This is a genomic window from Methanosarcina sediminis (genome assembly GCF_052056915.1).
In the GTDB taxonomy this organism is placed as follows: domain Archaea; phylum Halobacteriota; class Methanosarcinia; order Methanosarcinales; family Methanosarcinaceae; genus MTP4.
The window spans coordinates 544,484-562,909 of the sequence record NZ_CP195119.1; the positions used below are offsets into that span (position 1 = coordinate 544,484).

General features: G+C 45.2%; 17 protein-coding genes and 1 pseudogene. 10 read left to right on the forward strand and 8 right to left on the reverse strand.

The features are described from left to right. Nucleotides 1-17: 17 nt before the first annotated feature. The 4 genes from ACSAZK_RS02300 to ACSAZK_RS02315 form a co-directional block, all read right to left on the reverse strand. A complete protein-coding gene (locus ACSAZK_RS02300) occupies nucleotides 18-527 on the reverse strand; it encodes a hypothetical protein (protein ID WP_440955818.1) in 510 nt (169 codons plus the stop codon). A 302-nt stretch (nucleotides 528-829) separates the two neighbouring features. Continuing rightward, entirely contained in the window at nucleotides 830-1,507 is a 678-nt protein-coding gene (locus tag ACSAZK_RS02305; RefSeq protein WP_440955819.1) for a hypothetical protein, read from the reverse strand. A gap of 325 nt (nucleotides 1,508-1,832) precedes the next feature. Beyond that, nucleotides 1,833-2,552, reverse strand: a complete 720-nt coding sequence (locus ACSAZK_RS02310; protein ID WP_440955820.1) for an alpha/beta hydrolase — start codon at nucleotides 2,550-2,552, stop codon at nucleotides 1,833-1,835. A 137-nt stretch (nucleotides 2,553-2,689) separates the two neighbouring features. Next, a complete protein-coding gene (locus tag ACSAZK_RS02315; RefSeq protein WP_440955821.1) occupies nucleotides 2,690-3,649 on the reverse strand; it encodes an alpha/beta fold hydrolase in 960 nt (319 codons plus the stop codon). A 669-nt stretch (nucleotides 3,650-4,318) separates the two neighbouring features. Between ACSAZK_RS02315 and ACSAZK_RS02320 the strand changes: the two genes are divergently transcribed. The 4 genes from ACSAZK_RS02320 to ACSAZK_RS02335 all read left to right on the forward strand — a co-directional run bounded on the left by ACSAZK_RS02320 (nucleotide 4,319) and on the right by ACSAZK_RS02335 (nucleotide 9,771). Next, nucleotides 4,319-5,176, forward strand: coding sequence for a glycine betaine ABC transporter substrate-binding protein (locus tag ACSAZK_RS02320; RefSeq protein WP_440955822.1), 858 nt, complete (start codon nucleotides 4,319-4,321; stop codon nucleotides 5,174-5,176). A gap of 206 nt (nucleotides 5,177-5,382) precedes the next feature. Next, a complete protein-coding gene (locus ACSAZK_RS02325; RefSeq protein ID WP_440955823.1) occupies nucleotides 5,383-6,615 on the forward strand; it encodes a poly-gamma-glutamate biosynthesis protein PgsC/CapC in 1,233 nt (410 codons plus the stop codon). Beyond that, nucleotides 6,584-8,224, forward strand: coding sequence for a hypothetical protein (locus tag ACSAZK_RS02330; protein ID WP_440955824.1), 1,641 nt, complete (start codon nucleotides 6,584-6,586; stop codon nucleotides 8,222-8,224). The genes ACSAZK_RS02325 and ACSAZK_RS02330 overlap by 32 nt, the downstream gene beginning before the upstream one ends. Nucleotides 8,225-8,580: 356 nt before the next feature. Further along, nucleotides 8,581-9,771 carry a multidrug effflux MFS transporter gene (locus tag ACSAZK_RS02335; RefSeq protein WP_440955825.1) on the forward strand — a complete coding sequence of 397 codons (1,191 nt, stop codon included), beginning with the start codon at nucleotides 8,581-8,583 and terminating at the stop codon, nucleotides 9,769-9,771. 42 nt (nucleotides 9,772-9,813) lie between these two features. On the opposite strand, the gene ACSAZK_RS02340 is transcribed toward ACSAZK_RS02335, so the two are convergent. Continuing rightward, on the reverse strand, nucleotides 9,814-10,059 hold the full coding sequence (locus ACSAZK_RS02340) for an AbrB/MazE/SpoVT family DNA-binding domain-containing protein (RefSeq protein ID WP_440955826.1): 246 nt from the start codon (nucleotides 10,057-10,059) through the stop codon (nucleotides 9,814-9,816). A 162-nt stretch (nucleotides 10,060-10,221) separates the two neighbouring features. On the opposite strand from ACSAZK_RS02340, the gene ACSAZK_RS02345 reads away from it, so the two are divergent. From ACSAZK_RS02345 to ACSAZK_RS02360, 4 genes and pseudogenes are all read left to right on the forward strand, one after another. Then, on the forward strand, nucleotides 10,222-10,440 hold the full coding sequence (locus ACSAZK_RS02345) for an antitoxin VapB family protein (RefSeq protein ID WP_440955827.1): 219 nt from the start codon (nucleotides 10,222-10,224) through the stop codon (nucleotides 10,438-10,440). Next, entirely contained in the window at nucleotides 10,437-10,820 is a 384-nt protein-coding gene (locus ACSAZK_RS02350) for a type II toxin-antitoxin system VapC family toxin (protein ID WP_440955828.1), read from the forward strand. The genes ACSAZK_RS02345 and ACSAZK_RS02350 overlap by 4 nt, the downstream gene beginning before the upstream one ends. A 460-nt stretch (nucleotides 10,821-11,280) precedes the next feature. Continuing rightward, nucleotides 11,281-11,397 (forward strand): annotated as a pseudogene (locus tag ACSAZK_RS02355) (IS200/IS605 family transposase); the annotation flags it as partial. A gap of 211 nt (nucleotides 11,398-11,608) precedes the next feature. Continuing rightward, nucleotides 11,609-12,550 (forward strand): hypothetical protein, encoded by a 942-nt coding sequence (locus tag ACSAZK_RS02360; protein ID WP_440955829.1) that lies wholly within the window; start codon nucleotides 11,609-11,611, stop codon nucleotides 12,548-12,550. A 204-nt stretch (nucleotides 12,551-12,754) separates the two neighbouring features. Here the strand turns inward: ACSAZK_RS02360 and ACSAZK_RS02365 are convergent, their stop codons facing one another. Then, nucleotides 12,755-13,261 carry a hypothetical protein gene (locus ACSAZK_RS02365; protein WP_440955830.1) on the reverse strand — a complete coding sequence of 169 codons (507 nt, stop codon included), beginning with the start codon at nucleotides 13,259-13,261 and terminating at the stop codon, nucleotides 12,755-12,757. A gap of 442 nt (nucleotides 13,262-13,703) precedes the next feature. Here ACSAZK_RS02365 and ACSAZK_RS02370 point away from each other — a divergent pair, with 442 nt between their 5' ends. Then, on the forward strand, nucleotides 13,704-14,243 hold the full coding sequence (locus ACSAZK_RS02370) for a hypothetical protein (protein WP_440955831.1): 540 nt from the start codon (nucleotides 13,704-13,706) through the stop codon (nucleotides 14,241-14,243). A 265-nt stretch (nucleotides 14,244-14,508) separates the two neighbouring features. Here the strand turns inward: ACSAZK_RS02370 and lon are convergent, their stop codons facing one another. Together lon and ACSAZK_RS02380 are read right to left on the reverse strand one after the other, a co-directional pair. Further along, on the reverse strand, nucleotides 14,509-16,911 hold the full coding sequence (gene lon, locus ACSAZK_RS02375) for an endopeptidase La (RefSeq protein ID WP_440955832.1): 2,403 nt from the start codon (nucleotides 16,909-16,911) through the stop codon (nucleotides 14,509-14,511). 201 nt (nucleotides 16,912-17,112) lie between these two features. Next, nucleotides 17,113-17,532 carry a MarR family winged helix-turn-helix transcriptional regulator gene (locus tag ACSAZK_RS02380; RefSeq protein ID WP_440955833.1) on the reverse strand — a complete coding sequence of 140 codons (420 nt, stop codon included), beginning with the start codon at nucleotides 17,530-17,532 and terminating at the stop codon, nucleotides 17,113-17,115. Nucleotides 17,533-17,784: 252 nt separating this feature from the next. Between ACSAZK_RS02380 and ACSAZK_RS02385 the strand changes: the two genes are divergently transcribed. Continuing rightward, entirely contained in the window at nucleotides 17,785-18,294 is a 510-nt protein-coding gene (locus tag ACSAZK_RS02385) for a GNAT family N-acetyltransferase (protein WP_440955834.1), read from the forward strand. Nucleotides 18,295-18,426 lie beyond the last annotated feature (132 nt).

Consider the following 18,426-nt stretch of genomic DNA (forward strand, 5'->3'; position numbering starts at 1 on the left):
TCAGGACCTTTGAATAATTATTTAGCACTCTTCAATTCCAGAGTTTCGACCTGGCCATCCAGTTCTACCGTGACCCTGACCGTATCATTTTTGAAAACTGCAGCCCCGCCCGAGGCTTCGTGGTGGATGTAAACAGTGTTGGGTGAAGTGCAAATCAGGCCTATCGTGTGTTCGAAGATGGGCTTTTGCTCCTTTATCCAGACAGGGTCTATTATGAATTCGAGAATGGGACTTCGGGTACTTACTAACTTTCTTTTGTAACCATGCTTGAAGACATATTCTTCCTTATTAAAAGAGCCAACTCTCCGACCTTCCCAGAAACCTGTGTCATAAGATATGTTAATTCGTTTAGGTGAAGGTAAATCCGACAGGTTGCCTTTGTAGGTTACGAAAAGAATATGTTCAATCTCCCCGTCATAATGGGTTTTGTGGTTTGCTGTGGTGAATACGCGAGTTTCGTTCAGCTCGTATCTCGCTTTCCAGTTCTCGCTTTCATCCCCAAATGTATCATCATGGTATGTGACCACCCGTTTCTCCGTGATCAGGCCTTTGCCGGAGCAGGCTGGGGACAGGGCCAGTATGCAGATCAGAATTGATACTATGAAAATAGTGATTTTGTTGCTAATTTTGACATCCCCTCTTCAAGTCTGAGAATTAATCGACTTGCTATAAATTTGCAGGGCTTCTTGATATATCTTTCTAAATAGATCTTCCTGATACTTTTGTTTCTTGCTCTCTATGAACAAACAGAGCTGAATTTCACTGACAGTAATTTCGTGTGAAGGAGAGCTCGATGCCCTCTTATTAAATAAATAGCCTCCGTAAACAATCATAAAACACTCTTCAATTCCAGGGTTTCGGTTTTTCCGTCCAGTTCCACCGTGACCCTGCCGGGATTATTTCCGTCGGCTTCGGTTCCACCCGAGCCTTCGTGGTGTACATAAACAGTGTTGTAAGGGGTGCAAACCAGGCCTATTGTGTGCCTGAAAGGCCACTGTTCCGGTGGCTTGAAGCCAAAGAGTTCAGTTTGCGCACTTTTCGATGTGTCCCCGTAACTCGGGGGACGCTCCCCAATGTGGTTTAAAGAGCGCACGGCGTAACTTCGGGAATGCTCGAGCCTGGCACATTCATTTTTTATTGCAAGTATTTCCTGAGTTGAGATGGGGGATCGTACTTTTGTCGGACTTTCTCCAGAATAAATGAAGTAACTCATGAAGACATATTCATCATTATCAAAATCAGTGCCTAGCCCCTGCCCCTCTGCAGCTGTCCTGCCTCCGCTTGAGGGCGTATAGAAGGGCAGGTTAATGGTATAGGATATGTTAACCCGTTTCGGAGGAGAGGACTCCGGCAAGTTGCCTTTGTAAGTTACGAAAAGCAGGTAATCATGTGTACCGTAATAGTGAGTTTTGTTATTTGCTGTTATGAATGCATGGCTTTCGTTTAGCATGTACTTTGCTTTCCAGTTTTTGTTTTCTCCCTCGAATACATCATAGAATGTGATCACCTGTTTCTCCGTAATCAGCTCTTTTCCCGAACAGCATGGAGAGATAACCAGTATGCAGATAGGGATTAATAAAAGGAAACAAGGTACTTTTATTCTCACCTGGAATATCTCCTTCTTCAGGCCTGAAAATTAATGAACTGCATATAAATTTGCAAAGGTTACTGAAATATCTTTCCAAATCGGGCTTTCAGTTTTCTTACTTTCTCCCTTCCCCATAAAAAAAGCTGAATTTCGATGGTAGTATTTCATGCGAGGGAAAACCGACTTAATTACACATACAGTGGAGATTACGTAACCAACAATTATGCTCATAATCTGCTGTGCTTTACAACAAATTATCATCTGCCCACGATTCAAAAACTTGCAATTGTTCTTCTGTATGGAAGTAATGCTCTCCGTGTTCAAGAACTTTAACTTCCGCTTGATATCTCTCTGCAAATGCGGAAATCTCTTTCCATTCCGACAGATTATCGTCCGAACCATACAAAATTGCAGTTGGTATTTTCCAGTCAAAGCAAACAGGATTTTTCTTCACATAGCAGTAATAGTCCCAGTCCAGAGTCTGTCCAATCGGCAATGGAATTTGTTTTTCTGCCTGCAACCTTTCTTCGCTTACTTGAAAACCTTCCATCATATTTTGAATGATTCGTTCCATGTTTACCACCGGGGAGAGGAACAAGCATTGTTTAATGTCAAAGTCATGATAGGCAAGCAAACTGAAATAGGCTCCCATGCTACACGCAAACAAACTTATATCCGATGCGAGTGACCGGGCATATTTGTAAACCGCGAGCAGGTCACTGACACAGTTTTGCGGAATACACTCATAATTATCATCTGCACGCTCACCGTGCCCGGGTAGATCGAAACTTAAAACTTGATAGCCTTTTGCAACGGCTTTTTGCGCCAAAATAGAAATCACGGTATCCTCTTTGTTGGAAAGGTTGCCGTGTACTTCAATCAGCAGTTTCGCACCCGGCTTTCCCCACAGAATGGCAGGAATAGAAATTTTATTGTTCGATATGTTAAAATGGGTTTTCTCCATTTCTCGTTTATCTCCTCTGTACAAAATTAATATTCATTGCTTTGCAAGATCAATCCAGGGGTTGAAATCAGGGGTTGAAATGGCAGCAAAGGTGCATAAAACAGCATTAAACCCTTCAGTTTTTGCTATCTATTTTCTCAAATTTCACCCCTGAGCACATCGTAAAACATCTCTTTTGCCTCCCTCTCGACCCACGGCCTGTGTCCACATTTCTCCAGCAGGACATACCGGAAGTCCTTCAAGACCCCGGAAAGAGGATCCTTTACCCCTTCAAAAGGATGCGGGTCATAATCCCCATGGATCGCGAATACAGGACAGCGAATTTTCTTCCCGAGTTTCAGGAGCTTCCCGTTGCTCCTCAACCTGCTTGCATCACTCCAGACATTTTTATTGATAACATACTGGTACTCCAGCACCTCGTCATCATGGGGAAGGGGGTCATATGAGTCGGCAAGGGACATTAACTGCCCGAATCTTGCAAAGGATGCGTTTTTGTTTCCGTTGGAGAGGTCATTTAACGCCGGTATCCGTGAATAAGTTTCCTTACATTCTTCCTTGCTGAGCCGGCTTCCCCGGGTTCTCCTTATAATGTCAGCGTATTTTTCTTCGTAGGGGCCGCTTCCGACGAGGATGAGCTTTTTTACGAGCTCAGGGTGACTGGCTGTGAAAATATAGCTGAGCATTGCCCCCCAGGAAAAACCGATTAATGTGACCGGAAGGGCAGCATGCTCATTCAGCACGGCTTTCAACTCCCTCACCTGTCCGTCAAGGGTTACAGCGGTCTGAAGGGGCTCAAGGACGCCGCGGCCGGAGATTGGGGGTTCGAAAGAGTCGGCAGCCCGGTCAGGATAGGCGTAATAGTCAGGATTGGCGTAATGGCCAGGATGAGCGGAATTTTCAGGATAAGCGTAATGGTCAGGATGAGCAGAATTTTCAGGATGAGCGGAATTTTCAGGATAAACGTAATGGTCAGGATGGGCGTAATGGGCAAATGAGAGTTCCCTGGCTACAGGAGCCATTTCTCCGGGGGCTCCAGGGCCGCCATGGATAACGGCTATATCGAACGGAGGGTTTCCGTATTTCCTTAAGTTTTTCATGTTTGTATACGGTTAACTTCCCGTTTTACTTAAAATTAATGGGTCGGAAATTTATCTTTATTTATGAAATTTATTTCTTTTAATATTATTATTTATATTTTTTAGTGTTCCTATTATTCTAATTATTATGTAAAAATCATAAGGTATATATGTTATTATTTTTGTAGTGTATATCAGCAAGATCAGAAAATATAACCACAGAAAATGATGTGACATGAATCACATTGAAATGGAAAAAAGAGAATAAATTCCTGAAATAGTGAGGAAATGTTCATCCCATGGCTGTTCATTCCAGGGATATTTGTTATAAAACTGTCCAGTATGAAGCTGTTACCAGACGAAAATTCTGAGATTTTTAAGATATATTGGTTTTGGTTGTGTGCCCTCGTTTTTTAGGTAGCACTTGTCTGACGGTCGGGCTTCATTTTTCTTACGGCATTGTGAGAGCTGTCCCGGGTCTTCTCATTGCTTTTCGCGGCAGCAGGCTGTAAAAATGCTGTTTTGCGTGTAATGATTAAGCATAGCATAAGGCTTATCTGGTTTTGTTTTTCGGGGAAGGCTCCCCGCTACTTTCGGGATTTACATTTTAATATTAATCAAAGGAGGAATTTTCTGTCTCAAAACAGATCAAAGTTTTTTGTACTTTTATGTATTTTTGCCCTGCTTGCAGTGTTTGTTTCGGGTTGCACCGAAAATTCGGAAGAAATAGACGAGCAGGATTCCGAAATTGATTCTAAACAGGCCCCTGAGCAGCAGACTGTCATTGTGGGTGTCGGCCCCTGGGGTACGGCTTACTCCAGTTCATATGTCATCAAGCAGGTCCTTGAGGAAGCCGGCTACAATGTAGAACTCGATTTCGTGGATATCGGGGTAGCCTACCAGGGAGTAGTCCTTGGAGACCTTGACTGCTATACGGATGCCTGGGTCCCTACATGCCATGAGAAATACATGGAAAAGTATGGGAACCAGTTAGAAACGCTTGGCAGCAATATGAACGGGACCCGTATAGGCATGATCGTGCCTGCATACGTCCCGATCGATTCGATTGACGAACTGAATGACCATACCGAAGAGTTCGACGGAAAAATTATCAGCATTGAACCCGGTTCCGGTACTGTCCGGATGAGCGAACAGGCGATAGTGGACTACAAGCTTGAAGGCTATGAGCTTGTCACCGGAAGTGAAATCGGCATGCTCTCCGAGCTGAAAAGCGCAATCGAAAACGAGGAATGGATTGTCATCACCGGCTGGACCCCCCACTGGAAATTCTCCCGCTGGGACCTCAAGTACCTCGATGACCCTAAGAACGTCTACGGAGACGATGAGTACATCGCTACCTTTGTAAGACCCGGGTTCAAAGAAGACAATCCCGGAGCATACGCCATACTCGACCGCTTCAACTGGGAAGCCGAGGACATGAACTGGGTGATGTACGAAGTCGAAAAAGGAGCATCGGATGAAGAAGCCGCAGCAATGTGGATCGAAAACAACCCCGACAAAGTCGCAGAATGGCTGGGAGAAGAGTAAGCTTCACAGCCAGTGCTTAAACCGAAACCCGTACAAAATTTTGTCTTTACAGAAGCTCTTTTAATGGCTTCTGCTTTACTATTTTTTCAGTTTATTCACCACTATAAGGTCCTTCACCGTAAGGTCCTTCATATAACATTAATATAATATTAACATTCAACTTCTCTAAGTAAATTAATATATAATTAAAAAAATAATTAATATTTATGCTAGTGGCAATAATTCTTGCTGTCATTGGAATATTATCTGTTATCACGATTACCCAGGTCCTTGGATACAGGCTTGGAGGAGTGATTGTAGTTCCTATAATGGCTGTTTATGCGCTCAAGAATTTCGTCATGCTTCCGGTTTTCGTGATCAGCGCCCTTACGGCTTATGTGGGCCTGAATTACGTGAAAAGGAAGACGATGATTTACGGGAGAACGGAGCTGGTAGCTTCGATATTAATTGGCTCTGTTCTTCCGGTTATTGGGTTATTTTTCATACGGAGTTCGGGGGTTGAGTTCCAAAATATTTTCTTTATAGGGAGTGTGCTGCCCGGGCTTGCGGCCTACAACTACCAGCACATAAAACCTCAATACCGCTTGAAAGACCTGCTAACCGCTGTCGGGCTTTTCCTGGCCCTGCTCGGAATTGGCTGGGCACTCATAAGTCCGGAAATGAGCAGGAGCATCGGGTACCTTACCCCGCCGATCCTTTTCAGCCGGACTTCGGATATAGCAATTCTGAAGGGAGCAGCAGTCGATGTGCTGCCGGTTCCAACGATTATGGACCGCATGTCCACGATAGCGGTATTCACTGTTTCCCTTGTACTGTCTGAAATAGTCCGGGCAAAATACGGGATCCGCACAGGCATAGTTTCAATGGGGATGCTCGCGATTTTTGCTCTTGCAAACAAATGGTTCGTGCTGATTTACCTCGTTAACCTGCTGCTGGCATATTTCGCAATTGATAGGGTCCAGAAGGCAACGCTCCTTTACGGCAGGAACCTGATAGGGCTTGGAGTTCTTACTTCCCTGCTCCTGACGGTTCCCGAGGTCCTGATGCTGCCAATTGTGCGAGGTTCGGCCTTTTTCATAGGGATCATTGCCGGGTTGAACGGTTATAACCTGCACGTAACCCCGCCTGCCGAAAGAAAAGTCTTTTTGCCGCTCCAGCTTTCCATTTTTGTCCCGACCCTTGTTTTTGCAAGGATAATCGGGGGAAGCCTTCACGGATGGGGCCTTTTCGGAGGAAGTCATTTCGGAGGGAATTTCCCATCCGGGCTCCTGCATGAACTCGGGGCTGTAGAGGTGCTGCTTGCAGCCTTGCTGACACTTGCTGCAATGGCTTTTATCAAGAGGAACTGGATTCCGGTGCCCGAAGAAAAAACAGTACTGGACGCTTCACTATTCAGGAGGGATACGGTTGAGGAGAGTAGCCTACGAGATCTACAGTAAAAACGGAGGATGGGCCTGGCGGCTGAGGGATTCCGAAGAAATCATCGCCTACAGCGGAAAAACCTTCCCAAGCTCGGCCGAGGCCTGGTGGGAAGTCGATAAGGTAAGGACCATGGCAGCCAGGCTGGCAGGGGTGGACGCCCACCTTGAGGTAAACCTGGACGAAGAACCTTCCTTTGAAATCGCCCGGACCGATGCCAAAGACTGGCAGTTGACCTTCTGTTCGGGGCAGACCCTGGCCTGCAGTGCAAAGCATTTCGAACTCTCGGAAGAAGCGGAAAAAATCCGGGAAAGGATCCTCATAGCCCTGATTGGCGCGGTTAAGGTCTTCATCATCGGGGATACCCCGGAAATACCGCCCCTGAAGATCGGAAGCCCGGACCCCCTGAGCTGTCTCAAATGTTTCATCCAGCGAGGCAAAAAGCATCGTGAGCTCCTGAAACGTACGAGCCTGCGAATCGACGTCGTGGGTGTCCGCGGAAAGTCTTCCACCGTCCACCGCCTTGCCGAAGTATTCACAAGGCGGGGCCACAGGACCCTTGCCAAGGTTACGGGAAACAAGCCCCATTTGATCCTGAACGGCTCGGTCATGCCAATCGAACGCCTGGGCCCGAGCGTCACACTTTACGAAAACATCCACGGGTACCGGGAATTTGTCCCTGTCCTGGAGTCCTATTCGGAAACCGGACACAGGGACGTTGCAATCATTGAAAACCAGGCAATAACCGAATACACCACCCGGATGGTCAACGAACTTTTCGTGAAACCGGATATAATCGTCATAACCAATGTCCGCCAGGACCACCTTTCCACCCTTGGCCAGGACAAGCAGGAAATTGCCCGGTCCTTTGCCCGGTCGGTCCCGAAAGGCACGGTGGTAATCAGCGGGGAGCAAAACGAGGTGCTCAACGAATACATGAGAAAAGAGGTCGAAAAGCGCGGCTCCGTCCTCAAACAGGTCAAAATCCCTCCCGAGCACAAAGGGCTCCTGGGTGCCGAAACGGTCCACGCCTTAAACCTCGTCCTGAAGGAGGCAAACGAACCCCTCCTCCCTTACGAGGAAATCGATTCCTACATCCGCTCAATGCAGCCCAGGTGGCTTGAACTGGACAGGAGGAAAGTGTACTGCGGAAGTCTGGATACAGGCCCCCTCTTCAATGCCGCCGAAGTCAACGACGTCGAGAGCACGGAAATGATCCGGAGGCAGCTGGCTCCAAATGAAAAGATCCTGCCTTTCGTCTACCTGAGGGAAGAAAGAAGAGGTCGCTCGGTCTCCTTTGTAAATTACCTGAACTTCCTCTACGAAAAAGGCTACATCAATGAAGCCTGGCTTGGAGGCAGAAACACTGCCCCCTTTGCCCGGAACATAAAAGCCCCCACAAAAGAGTTCAGGGCAGGCGACGACGCCGGAAAAGTCCTGGACGAAATGCTTACTGTCGGAAAACCCATAATCCTGATGGGAAACACCGTCGACGACTTCATGAGACAGATGGAAGTAGAAATCTCCAGAAGGATCAGGACCAGGGACGATGTGCATTATGCCCCTGAAGTGGATACCCTGGAAATGCTAAACTCCATATCCACGCTGGCATATTCGAACGACGCTTGAATACTTCATAAATCAGGGTGCCGTAGTTCTGTAAGTTCTCAGAACCCCACCTTCTCACCGGTCGTGCCTGCACGACCGGCCTTTCCCAAAAAATTCCTGGACAAAAATGTAGAAACTTAACGTCCAATATCATTTCCAGTAAGAATCCAATGAAATGTGTTTTCAATTTTGGGATTTGGCAACGCTTTTTTTCAAGCCTTTTTTACGGAAAAGGTAAGCCTTCTTCACACCGGATTAACACGTTCACATTGATAACTGCTATATACTATTCCGGTATCCTGTATTCATCAATTTAGTTACACATATGACCATTTATCAAACTCATTTATCCACTAAATACGCAAAAGGAATTCATAATGTTTTTCCAGCGAAAAGGAGAAAATTTAAGTAAAGATTTAAAAGGAGTTATCCCTCTTCTTGCCCTCCTGACCGCCTTTCCTGCCCTTTCCACGGACATGATCCTTCCGGCAATCCCCTCCCTGGCTGAAACCTGGAACCAGCCCCTCTCGGTTATCAACCTGATCCTGGTCTGCTTTTTCGTGACCTATGGCTTTTTCCTGCTCTTCTACGGCCCGATTTCGGACCGCTTCGGGCGCCGCCGTCCCCTCCTTGCCGGGCTTACGGTTTATGTTCTGGCAAGCCTGCTCTGTGCCCTTGCGTCCAGTGCCACCATGCTGATTTTCTTCCGCATCCTGCAGGCTGCAGGGGCTGCTGCAAGTTCGTCCCTCTCAATGGCCATGACAAAAGACATTTTTTCGGGACAGGAACGGGAACGGATTCTCGCCTACATAGCGATCATTATGGCGCTTGCTCCCATGCTTGCCCCTGTGCTTGGCGGCTGGATCCTTGTAGATTTCTCCTGGCCCTGGATTTTCTTTGTGCAGGCACTCCTCGGGGTTATCGGTTTTCTGGGAGTCCTCCGCTTTCCGGAAACGCTCCCCCATATCTCCGATACTCCTCTGTCCAGGGTCATGCACGCCTACGGCAGGCTGCTGCTCAACCCCTCCTACCTCGTTATGGTCCTGGTCATGTCAGCGAGCCTCTTTCCGATGTATAGCTTCATTGCAGGCTCTTCTGACATCTATATCAACGGCTTTGGCCTGAGCGAGCAGAAGTACAGCTACTTCTTTGCTTTCAACGCCCTTGCCCTGATGGTCGGTTCCTTCTCCTGCCTCCGGTTAACGAGGAGCATCAACTCCAGGCATTTGATGACCGTCGGCTTTGCAGGCATTTTCCTGGGTGGGCTTATTATTCTCAGCACCGGTCATCACGGGCCCTGGAGTTTTGCCCTTCCCATGTTCCTGGTCACGTTTTCCCTGGGCTTGAGCCGGCCCCCGAGCAACAACCTTGTGCTTGAGCAGGTCGACAGGGATGCAGGGTCGGCTTCCTCCCTTTTAATCTTCACATATTTCACGCTGGGAGCTGCCGGGATGTGGCTGATTTCCCTGGACTGGGCGGATAAGATTCCGGTGCTCGGGGGAATTGCTCTTGGTTGTGGGGCTCTGGTCCTGGGAGCATGGGGGGTTTTGCAGAAGAAGGGAATTTGAAGGAAGATGGAGTGTATGTGGAAATAGCTCACTTTTCCCATCTCACAAATCTTCCCACGTTTTGTCTTCCTTCGGGTTTCCCCAATTTTTGGTAAGGGATTTTTCCGAAGCAAGGGTGGTCCCCAATTTTTCGTTGAGGTAAGAGATAGGCCGGATCTCTATCCTGTCCTCGTAGGCCAATAAGGCAACCTTATGACCTTCTTTGAAGCTTTCATCCCGCAGATCCCTGGGGATTGTTATCTGGCCCTTGCTGTTCATCTTTAAACATTTGACGTTCAGAAGTGTCATTTTTCGCTCACCCTGTATGTGAGAGCTTTTTTGATCCCAGTTTTACTTTTTTTTCCTCGCTTATAATGGGTTCCTGAAAGTAGAAGCGATTTTCTTTAGATCTATTCCAGAGATTTGGTCTGGACGAAGTATTTATATTTCTGTGTTATCATACACATATACATGGGTACAAAGACCATCTCAATCCGTGATGACACCTATGACCTGCTAAAAAATGCAAAGCGTGAGGGGGAAAGCTTCAGCGATGTTATTGATCGTATGATGGTGAGAGAAAAGGGAGATCTTTCGGCTTATTTTGGCGCACTGAAAGACAAAAAACTTCTGGAGGGGCTGGAAGAGGATTCCAGGAAAATAAGGGAACTTTCGAGGCTCAGGATATGATCGTACTTGACACCAGCACCCTTATCGACTTTTTCAGGGGCGTGGAAAAAACCCGGGAGTTCATGGACGAAGATGTGACAACCACTTCCGTAAGTTACTACGAAATCCTCTCAGGGGTCAAACACAGAAAAGCCAGGAAAGAGGAGCAGTTTTTCAGAAGGTTTTTCTCCGAAATTGAAGTACTGGACTTCGATCTAAGAGCCGCTGAGGAAGCCAGTGATATAATGGGAAGACTGCTGGGCCTTGGAACCCCGGTAAACAGTGCGGATGTCCTCATAGCAGGCATAGCCGTGGTAAACGGAGCGGAAAAGATTGTCTCCAGGGATAGGGATTTTATCAGCATCGGGAAAGTTTCCGAGCTGGATGTTTTAATTTACTGAGATGGGGTTTTTATAGTCGAATTTGTGATCTTTACCGGGGTTCCGGTTTCGTAGTCCATCCCTATGCCCACCCACGGTTACGAAGCAACCGGCTTGCCCTTAAGTTAAATGAAAAATATGAAGAAACAATAACTTCTGGCATATTTTTTGTTTTCGAAAATGCATCATCTAAACGTCATGGTCACTTCATTCTACCGTCGATTTTCTTCTTTCCGGATATTCATTTTTTTGCGATTATTCCATTCTTGCAGTTACTTTGGGCAGGCCTCGCTGACGCTCGGAAAATAACCACGGAAGACATCATTCCAGTCGCTTCGGGAAAGTTCGATAAAGAAGCAGAAAAATAGCCCTGTGTTTTGCTCCTTAAAACCGGCAAATCATGACTTCGTTTTAAAATGAGATCTTTTGGCACCTTAGCCACAGGTGGTGTCTCCCACCTATGGCTGGGACGTGATAAGCGTTGGAATTGCGTAGTTCTAGCCATGGCTGTGGTCAGAACCTATCACATCGTATTGGTGCCTTGTATCGATACGTAATATTCTACGATAAGCGAGTTAAAAAGGCTTGCGAATCGATCAGTTTTTTCTGGCTAACCTTGCTGGTGCTCGGAACAATTTTTACTCAAAACTTTGCAAAATAACCTAACTTATTTATTATTTTAGCATGGATAATGTAGTGTTATGGAAAACTAAAAGATATTATCTCCGATCTTTTTAAGATTAGACCCGTAATTCGGAATACTAACAGCCTCCTCAGTTTACTGATGTTTCCCCGGAGTTGAAACTTTCATGGATAAGCAAAAAGCCATACTGATATTATTATTTCTCATTCCCCTCCTTCTTGTGCTGTTTTTCTTCGGCCCTTTCTTATTGTTTAGTTTTGTTGACAGCTCCTGGTACTATTCCGAAGAAGTTGACATCGGGCCTCTTGATTACAGTTCCGCACTTACGAAAGCTGAGAAAGCCGGCTATGAAGTGGAAGGTTTCTGGCCCTGGCCCGGAAACTTTTTGGGTTTTGAGCCGGGAGATGTTCCTGAGGTCCGGGAAAGGTTCGGAGCTGCCGCTCTTGTGGAGAACATCAGGCTTAACTATGACGAGAACTCCGAGCTTATAGTCTTCATCTGTGAGAACGACTCCGAAACTGAAGCCGGAACCGGAACCTGTGTAGCCATCTCGAACCTCAGCCACTCCGACCCCGAATCCCCCTTACAGCTATCTGAATTTCCGCCGGATGTCTGGATGCTTGAAAAATTCGGGCTCCTCTTCGGGCTGGATGAAAACGCTTCGGAAAAGTATCTTGAAGCCCTGAAAATAGCCGCGCAAAACCAGACCTGGGACGCCGAAATACAGGTGAACGAATCTCCGGATTTTCCGGCTGTATATGCCTACCTTAAGGAAAACAGTGATGATTCCAGTCATGAATCCAGTTTGGGTGTTAATGCATACCCCACAGAAGTCTTTTTAAAGGACGGGAACCGACTGGGTTCCGTAAAGTACTTCGTCCCGGAGGCAAAGGTAGTCACTTATGATAATGAGAACAGGTACATAGTTGAACTCGATTCCTCAGGAAAGGTACGGCTCGAAATAGTAATGCCTCCGGGAAGCAGTGGGGATACGATACCAGAAGAAGAATACCGGGCGGTTTTCAGGGAGATTTTTGGAGAAATGGGGCTTTCTCCTGAAGCGGTGGACAGCTTTGAATTTTTTCACAGCTCTTCCCGGATATGGTGAAAGTGGATGAAGATTAAGGAATTTCTTTGCTTTATCTTTTGGAAAATGGAAATTTCCGAAATGTGCGCTGGGAAAAACACACATAAAACTCTACTATTAACAGACACAAAAATGAATACATTTGAGAGTATTTTCATGCCAAATAAATGGATTTTGGGATAAACTCGTTGAAATATGTGCGGTTTATCAGATATGGGCAATGATTCATCCCCAAACCCGGTTAGCGCTTGAAGCACGAACGGGATCAGTTCTAATGACGGTGATTCTATAATATGCTATTTTTTTTATCCACTCCATCTCTTCAGAATATTCAACTTCAAAACTTTTGGTGCAATCATATCTTGCATCAAATCCTGCTTCGCTAGAACTAAATAAATAGTTTTTATTTTTGTCATAAAAATCTACCCACACTACCATAACAGGATAAGAAACGACAGTAGTATACGGCTTTTCATTTGGTTCAGAATTAGCGTTTTCAATAGTTCCTTTGATAATAATATTTCCTCTCCCACTCCCAAAATCATTAACATTGTATTGGTTTGAAATAAGACTCAAATCCGAAAAATTACTAATCAGGTTAGGAGATAAAGCTTCAATATTAGATACAGTTTCTTCATCAAGTTCAATTTCATTTGATTCATTAATACAACCTATGGCAACAAAAAAAAAGATCATTGAGCAAATGACTAAAATTGTATATTTTCCATTCAAAATACCACATCCATAATTATGAAACTATTGTGTAATGTATGGCAATTCTTTATAATATAGTTTGTTTTATGTTGCTGTTTACTATTGATATAAAAGCCTAGAATGTGTTTGAAAACAGAGAGTATATGACGTCAGGATTCACATCCAAGTGACCTAATAAACTTAGTATTTATTTGATTTTGGATTGGCAAATGACCTTGAATATCAAGATGTTCAATCATAAATAAAAATAAATTGTTTGGTGACAAGCCCCTTGAAAAGGTATCATCGTAACAAATAACAGACCATTCATATCTCTATATCGCTACAATAAATCTGTAATTATAACTTTCATAGTTGTCTCAAAATTTAGCTCCATTATACAACTTGGACAAATAATTCCATCATTTATGACATTGTGATTTATATGATACTACAAACATTGAATCAATATTCAGGCATATTGGGAGTAATAATTGGAATAGTCACACTAATAGTTTCTCTATTTAGTTATACTAAGTCAAAAAAAAGAGATGAAAAAAAGAAGAAAAAAATGGCAAAAGAATTTCTGGCTGAAATAGAAATAATTGAAATAGAAATCAAATTTATTTTGGAAAAATGTAAAGGAGATGGATTTAGGAGACCTAGATTTATGCATGATATAATGTCCCAAAAATATGGGAATCCAAAGATTGTCAAATTATATGATGAGAATGGATTATTTATTCGTTTTTCCAAAGAGATTTATGACTATGATGAAAATATTTGTCTAGATATGTCTAAATTTTATAACAACGTAATCAAGGCTGATGAACATTACCAAAAATATATTCAATTGTACGAATCATATAGTGACCTCTCAGAGGGATACAATAAAAGTATAAGAACAAAACTATACCCAGCAATTCGTGATTGTCAAAAACAATTTATTCATCATTTGAATGAAGCAAACTCTGTTGTTTCAGATTTGAAGATATTGCTTGATAATGTAAGCAAAAATTGAAGTATAAGAGCAAGCTTTCTACAACTTCTGAGACCCAAGAGTCTTGATGTGTTTTTTCAACTAATTCATACTTTCCTAATTAAAACGGCATCCGTGCTTCTTTGGGATTACAATTGCAGATTATACATTCGTACCTACTCGGCTTCGACACGTGTTATCTCAATAACATCTGTAAGTGTTCAAAATAATTTGGACAAATTATCAGGATGGAGTATGCCACAGTTCCGTTAACCATAACATTCCCATCCTCTGCACTCTTCAACCTTCAAACATTCTGCGCAGCAGAAAATCCATTCCCTTCAAACGACAAAACCTGCTTTGGAAGCTCAATATCCAACGCCTCTTTCAGGACCTCGTCGATGGTCTCGACCGGCACGAATTCAAGTTCGTTCCTGACATCTTCGGGGACGTCTTCGAGGTCTCTTTCGTTCTCTTTGGGGAGGATGACCTTCTTTATGCCTGCCCTGTGGGCTGCGAGGACTTTCTCTTTTATGCCGCCGACTGGCATTACGGCGCCGCTCAGGGTGATTTCCCCGGTCATGGCAAGTTTGGGGTCAACGGCTTTGCCGGTGATCAGGGAGGTGAGGGCGGTAAAGAGGGTTACTCCTGCTGAAGGGCCGTCTTTCGGGGTTGCACCCGAGGGGACGTGGATGTGGATGTCGCTTGTGGTAAAGTTAAAGCTGCTTGCGGGGTTTGCAGTGCTTGCGGGGTTTGCAAGCCTGGACCTGACAAGGCTCAAAGAGATCTGGGCAGATTCTTTCATGACGTCCCCGAGCTGGCCGGTAAGGGTGAGCTTTCCGGTTCCGGGCATGAATGTTCCCTCTATGAAGAGGATGTCCCCTCCGACGGGGGTCCAGGCAAGGCCGGTTACCACACCGGGGATGTTTTCTTTCCTGGCTTCTTCCTTCCGGACCAGCTCTTTTCCGAGGACTTCATTGAGCATATCCGGCTTTACCACATAGGGGAGTTCGGCTGTCCCTGAGACGATCTTTTCGGAGACGAAGCGTGCGGTCTTTGCAAGCTGCTTTTTAAGCTGCCTGACCCCGGCTTCCCGGGTGTATTTGTCCACGATCGTTTTCAGGGCTTCGTCTTCGATTTTGAGTTTGTCCGCGTCAAGGCCGTGTTCTTCCAGAGTCTCGGGGAAGAGGTGGTCTCTTGCGATTGCAAACTTCTCGTTTTTCGTGTAGCCCGAAATCTCGATCAGCTCCATCCTGTCCAGAAGCGGTGCCGGGATGGTTGACAGGGAGTTTGCGGTGGCGATGAACAGGACCTCGGAAAGGTCATAGGGAACTTCCAGGTAGTGGTCCGAGAAGCTGCTGTTCTGCTCGGGGTCAAGGACTTCGAGAAGGGCACTTGCAGGGTCTCCCGAATAGGAAGCTGAAAGCTTGTCGATTTCGTCGAGAATGAAGACCGGGTTTTTCGTGCCTGCCTTTCTCATGCCCTGGATAATCCTTCCGGGAAGGGCGCCCACATAGGTCCTGCGGTGTCCTCTGATCTCGGCTTCGTCCTTGACGCCTCCGAGGCTTGCCCGCACATATTCCCTGCCAAGGGCATCTGCGATGCTCTTTCCAAGGCTTGTCTTGCCGGTTCCGGGGGGGCCTACGAAGAGGAGGATTGAACCCTGTTTATCCTGTTTGAGTTTCATTACCGCGAGGTGCTGGACTATTCTTTCCTTGACCTTTTCAAGGCCATTATGGTTGTCCTCAAGCACACGGCGGGCTTCGGCAATATCGATGCTCTTTTTATCTTCGGTTTCCCAGGGAAGGTCGAGCATGAGGTCCAGGTAATTTTTGATAACAGGAGCTTCATGGTTGTGGGGGCCTCCGGCTTCGAGTTTCTTATACTCTTCCATTGCCTTCTTTTTAACCTCGGGAGGCATCTTAGAGCTCCCGATTCTTTCCCCGTATCCGCCTTCCCCCGAAACCGGGTCCTGTCCTTCGTTCAGCTCTTCCTGGATCATCCTGAGCTGTTCCCGAAGCATCGCTTCGCGGTTTGACTTGTTTACCTTATCGGTAACTTTTTTTGCCATCTCGAGCTGGAGGTTTATGTTCTCTTTCTGCTTTGTCAGGACCCCGAGGAATGCAGTATACCTTTCCCGGACCGAAACAATTTCCAGAAGGGCCTGCTTTTCTTCAAGCTTTATCGGGATGTACGGCATGATGAAGCCCATTATCTGGTCAATGGAATCCATCTTAGCAATAGGCCGGGTAAATTGTTCGGAACCCTGAATGCTGCTGATCTCATTAATTTTATTTTTTACATTCGCCATCATTCCTGCCTGGACATCTTCATTGAGGTCCGGAAGGTCAGGAACAGGTTCGTATGCGGCATAGAAAAGTCCTTCCTTCCGGTAAAAAGAAACGACCTCTACCCTCTGTATCACCTTGGCAGCAACCAGATACCCGTCATCAGCAGGCTGCACAAATGTTGCCTTGAGCAGGTTTCCTGTTTTGTAAAGATTATCTTCTGACAGTTCCGAAGCTTTCGTGCCGCTCTTTGCTGTCAGCCCTACAGTATACGCATATTCAGCATTTTTCATCCCGGCAAGCAGGGCTTCTCCGGTGGCGTTGTCAACCCGGAGCTTTGTCCGGCTTTCCGGGTAGACCACTACCTCAAGGAGAGGTATTACGAGGTTTTCTCGGCTGTAAGCTGTTTGTTTTGTATCCATTTTCACTTGTCCCATTTGTTTTCTCGGTTTTTTGGTTATTAGCTTAAATTAACACGATTATTGGATCAAATTAAATTGTTATCAGCTTGAACAATCACGGTTTTCGAGCCAGCTTAACACTGTTAACGGCTCGAATTAACACATGTCTTACTGCATTTATTTAGTTAGAATTTCCCTAACTAATTTGCCAGTTAAAAAAAATTATCTGACCTTTTCAAGAAGCTTAATCAGGGAGTCCATTTCTTTTTCGTCCAGGGAATCTGCCATCTTTTCAATAACCCTGAGCAAAGCCTTCTCTTCGGAACGGGCTATCTTCCGCCCCTTTTCGGTCAGGCGGATATAATAGATCCTGCCATCATCGGGGGATTTTTCCCTGTAAACACACTGCATTCTGGCAAATTTGTTAATCATCTCTGTAATGGTAGGTTTTGAATGGTTGGTGATTTTAGCAAGTTTGCTAAATGTTACATCCCCATGCTCATCAATGACCTTCAAATATCCGATCTGCTTCATTGTAATTTCCGATAACCCGCATTCAGAGAAGATCTCACAAGAGCATTCGCTTTTGATTTTGATCAGGTTTTCAAAAACTATGTATAAATGCTCTTTTTTCGCCATCATATCTCGATCATTCTGTTAGTTAGTATTTTATTAACCGATATTAAGTTAGTTAGCATTACCCTAATTATATTAATTGATATATATAGTTTGTGGCTATGCCCGGGATACCGGTCAGCTTACTTACGAATGACAAAACCAACCAATCCCTACTTTTTATCCACTAATTTTCAAAAATATACAAAGCCTTTTATCCAAATTTCACAGTTATATTTATCCCAGAATCCAATTCCAATAGTGCCCCGGAGAATCCAAATGATTATCAGAAAGGAAACCGAGAAAGATTTTGACCGGATATACGATCTGGTGAAAGTTGCATTTCAAACTGCAAAAGTTTCCAATGGCAAAGAGCAGGATTTTGCCACTGAGCTTCGCAACAGCGGCAACTATATTCCCGAGCTTGCGTTAGTCGCAGTGAAAGACGGCAAGCTAATCGGACATATCATGCTGACAAAGACCTATATCACGACCGCTGATGGTAGATTTGAAGCCCTTTTGATAGCACCTATTTCCGTCCTGCTGGAATATCGGAACAAAGGAGTCGGCTCCGAACTGATAAACGAAAGTTTCAGGCTGGCAAAAGAGCTTGGTTATACGGTAGTGGTTCTTGTCGGCGACCCTGCCTATTACCACAGGTTCGGGTTCAGGCCGGCTGTGGATTTTGGCATCAAACATACACCTGAAATTCCCGATGAAAATGTCATGGCCTGTGAATTGGTTCCAAATGCGTTAAATGGATTTAGCGGGGAAATTGATTTTAGCTGAAATGGCAAAAGAGTCAGCGAAATAATTGATTGTGCTTGAAAAGGCAAAAAAGTAAAAGGCAAAAAAGCAAAAAAACAAAAAACGATTAAATCTGAAAATTAAGGAATAACCCATGAGGAACTAACACCGGGG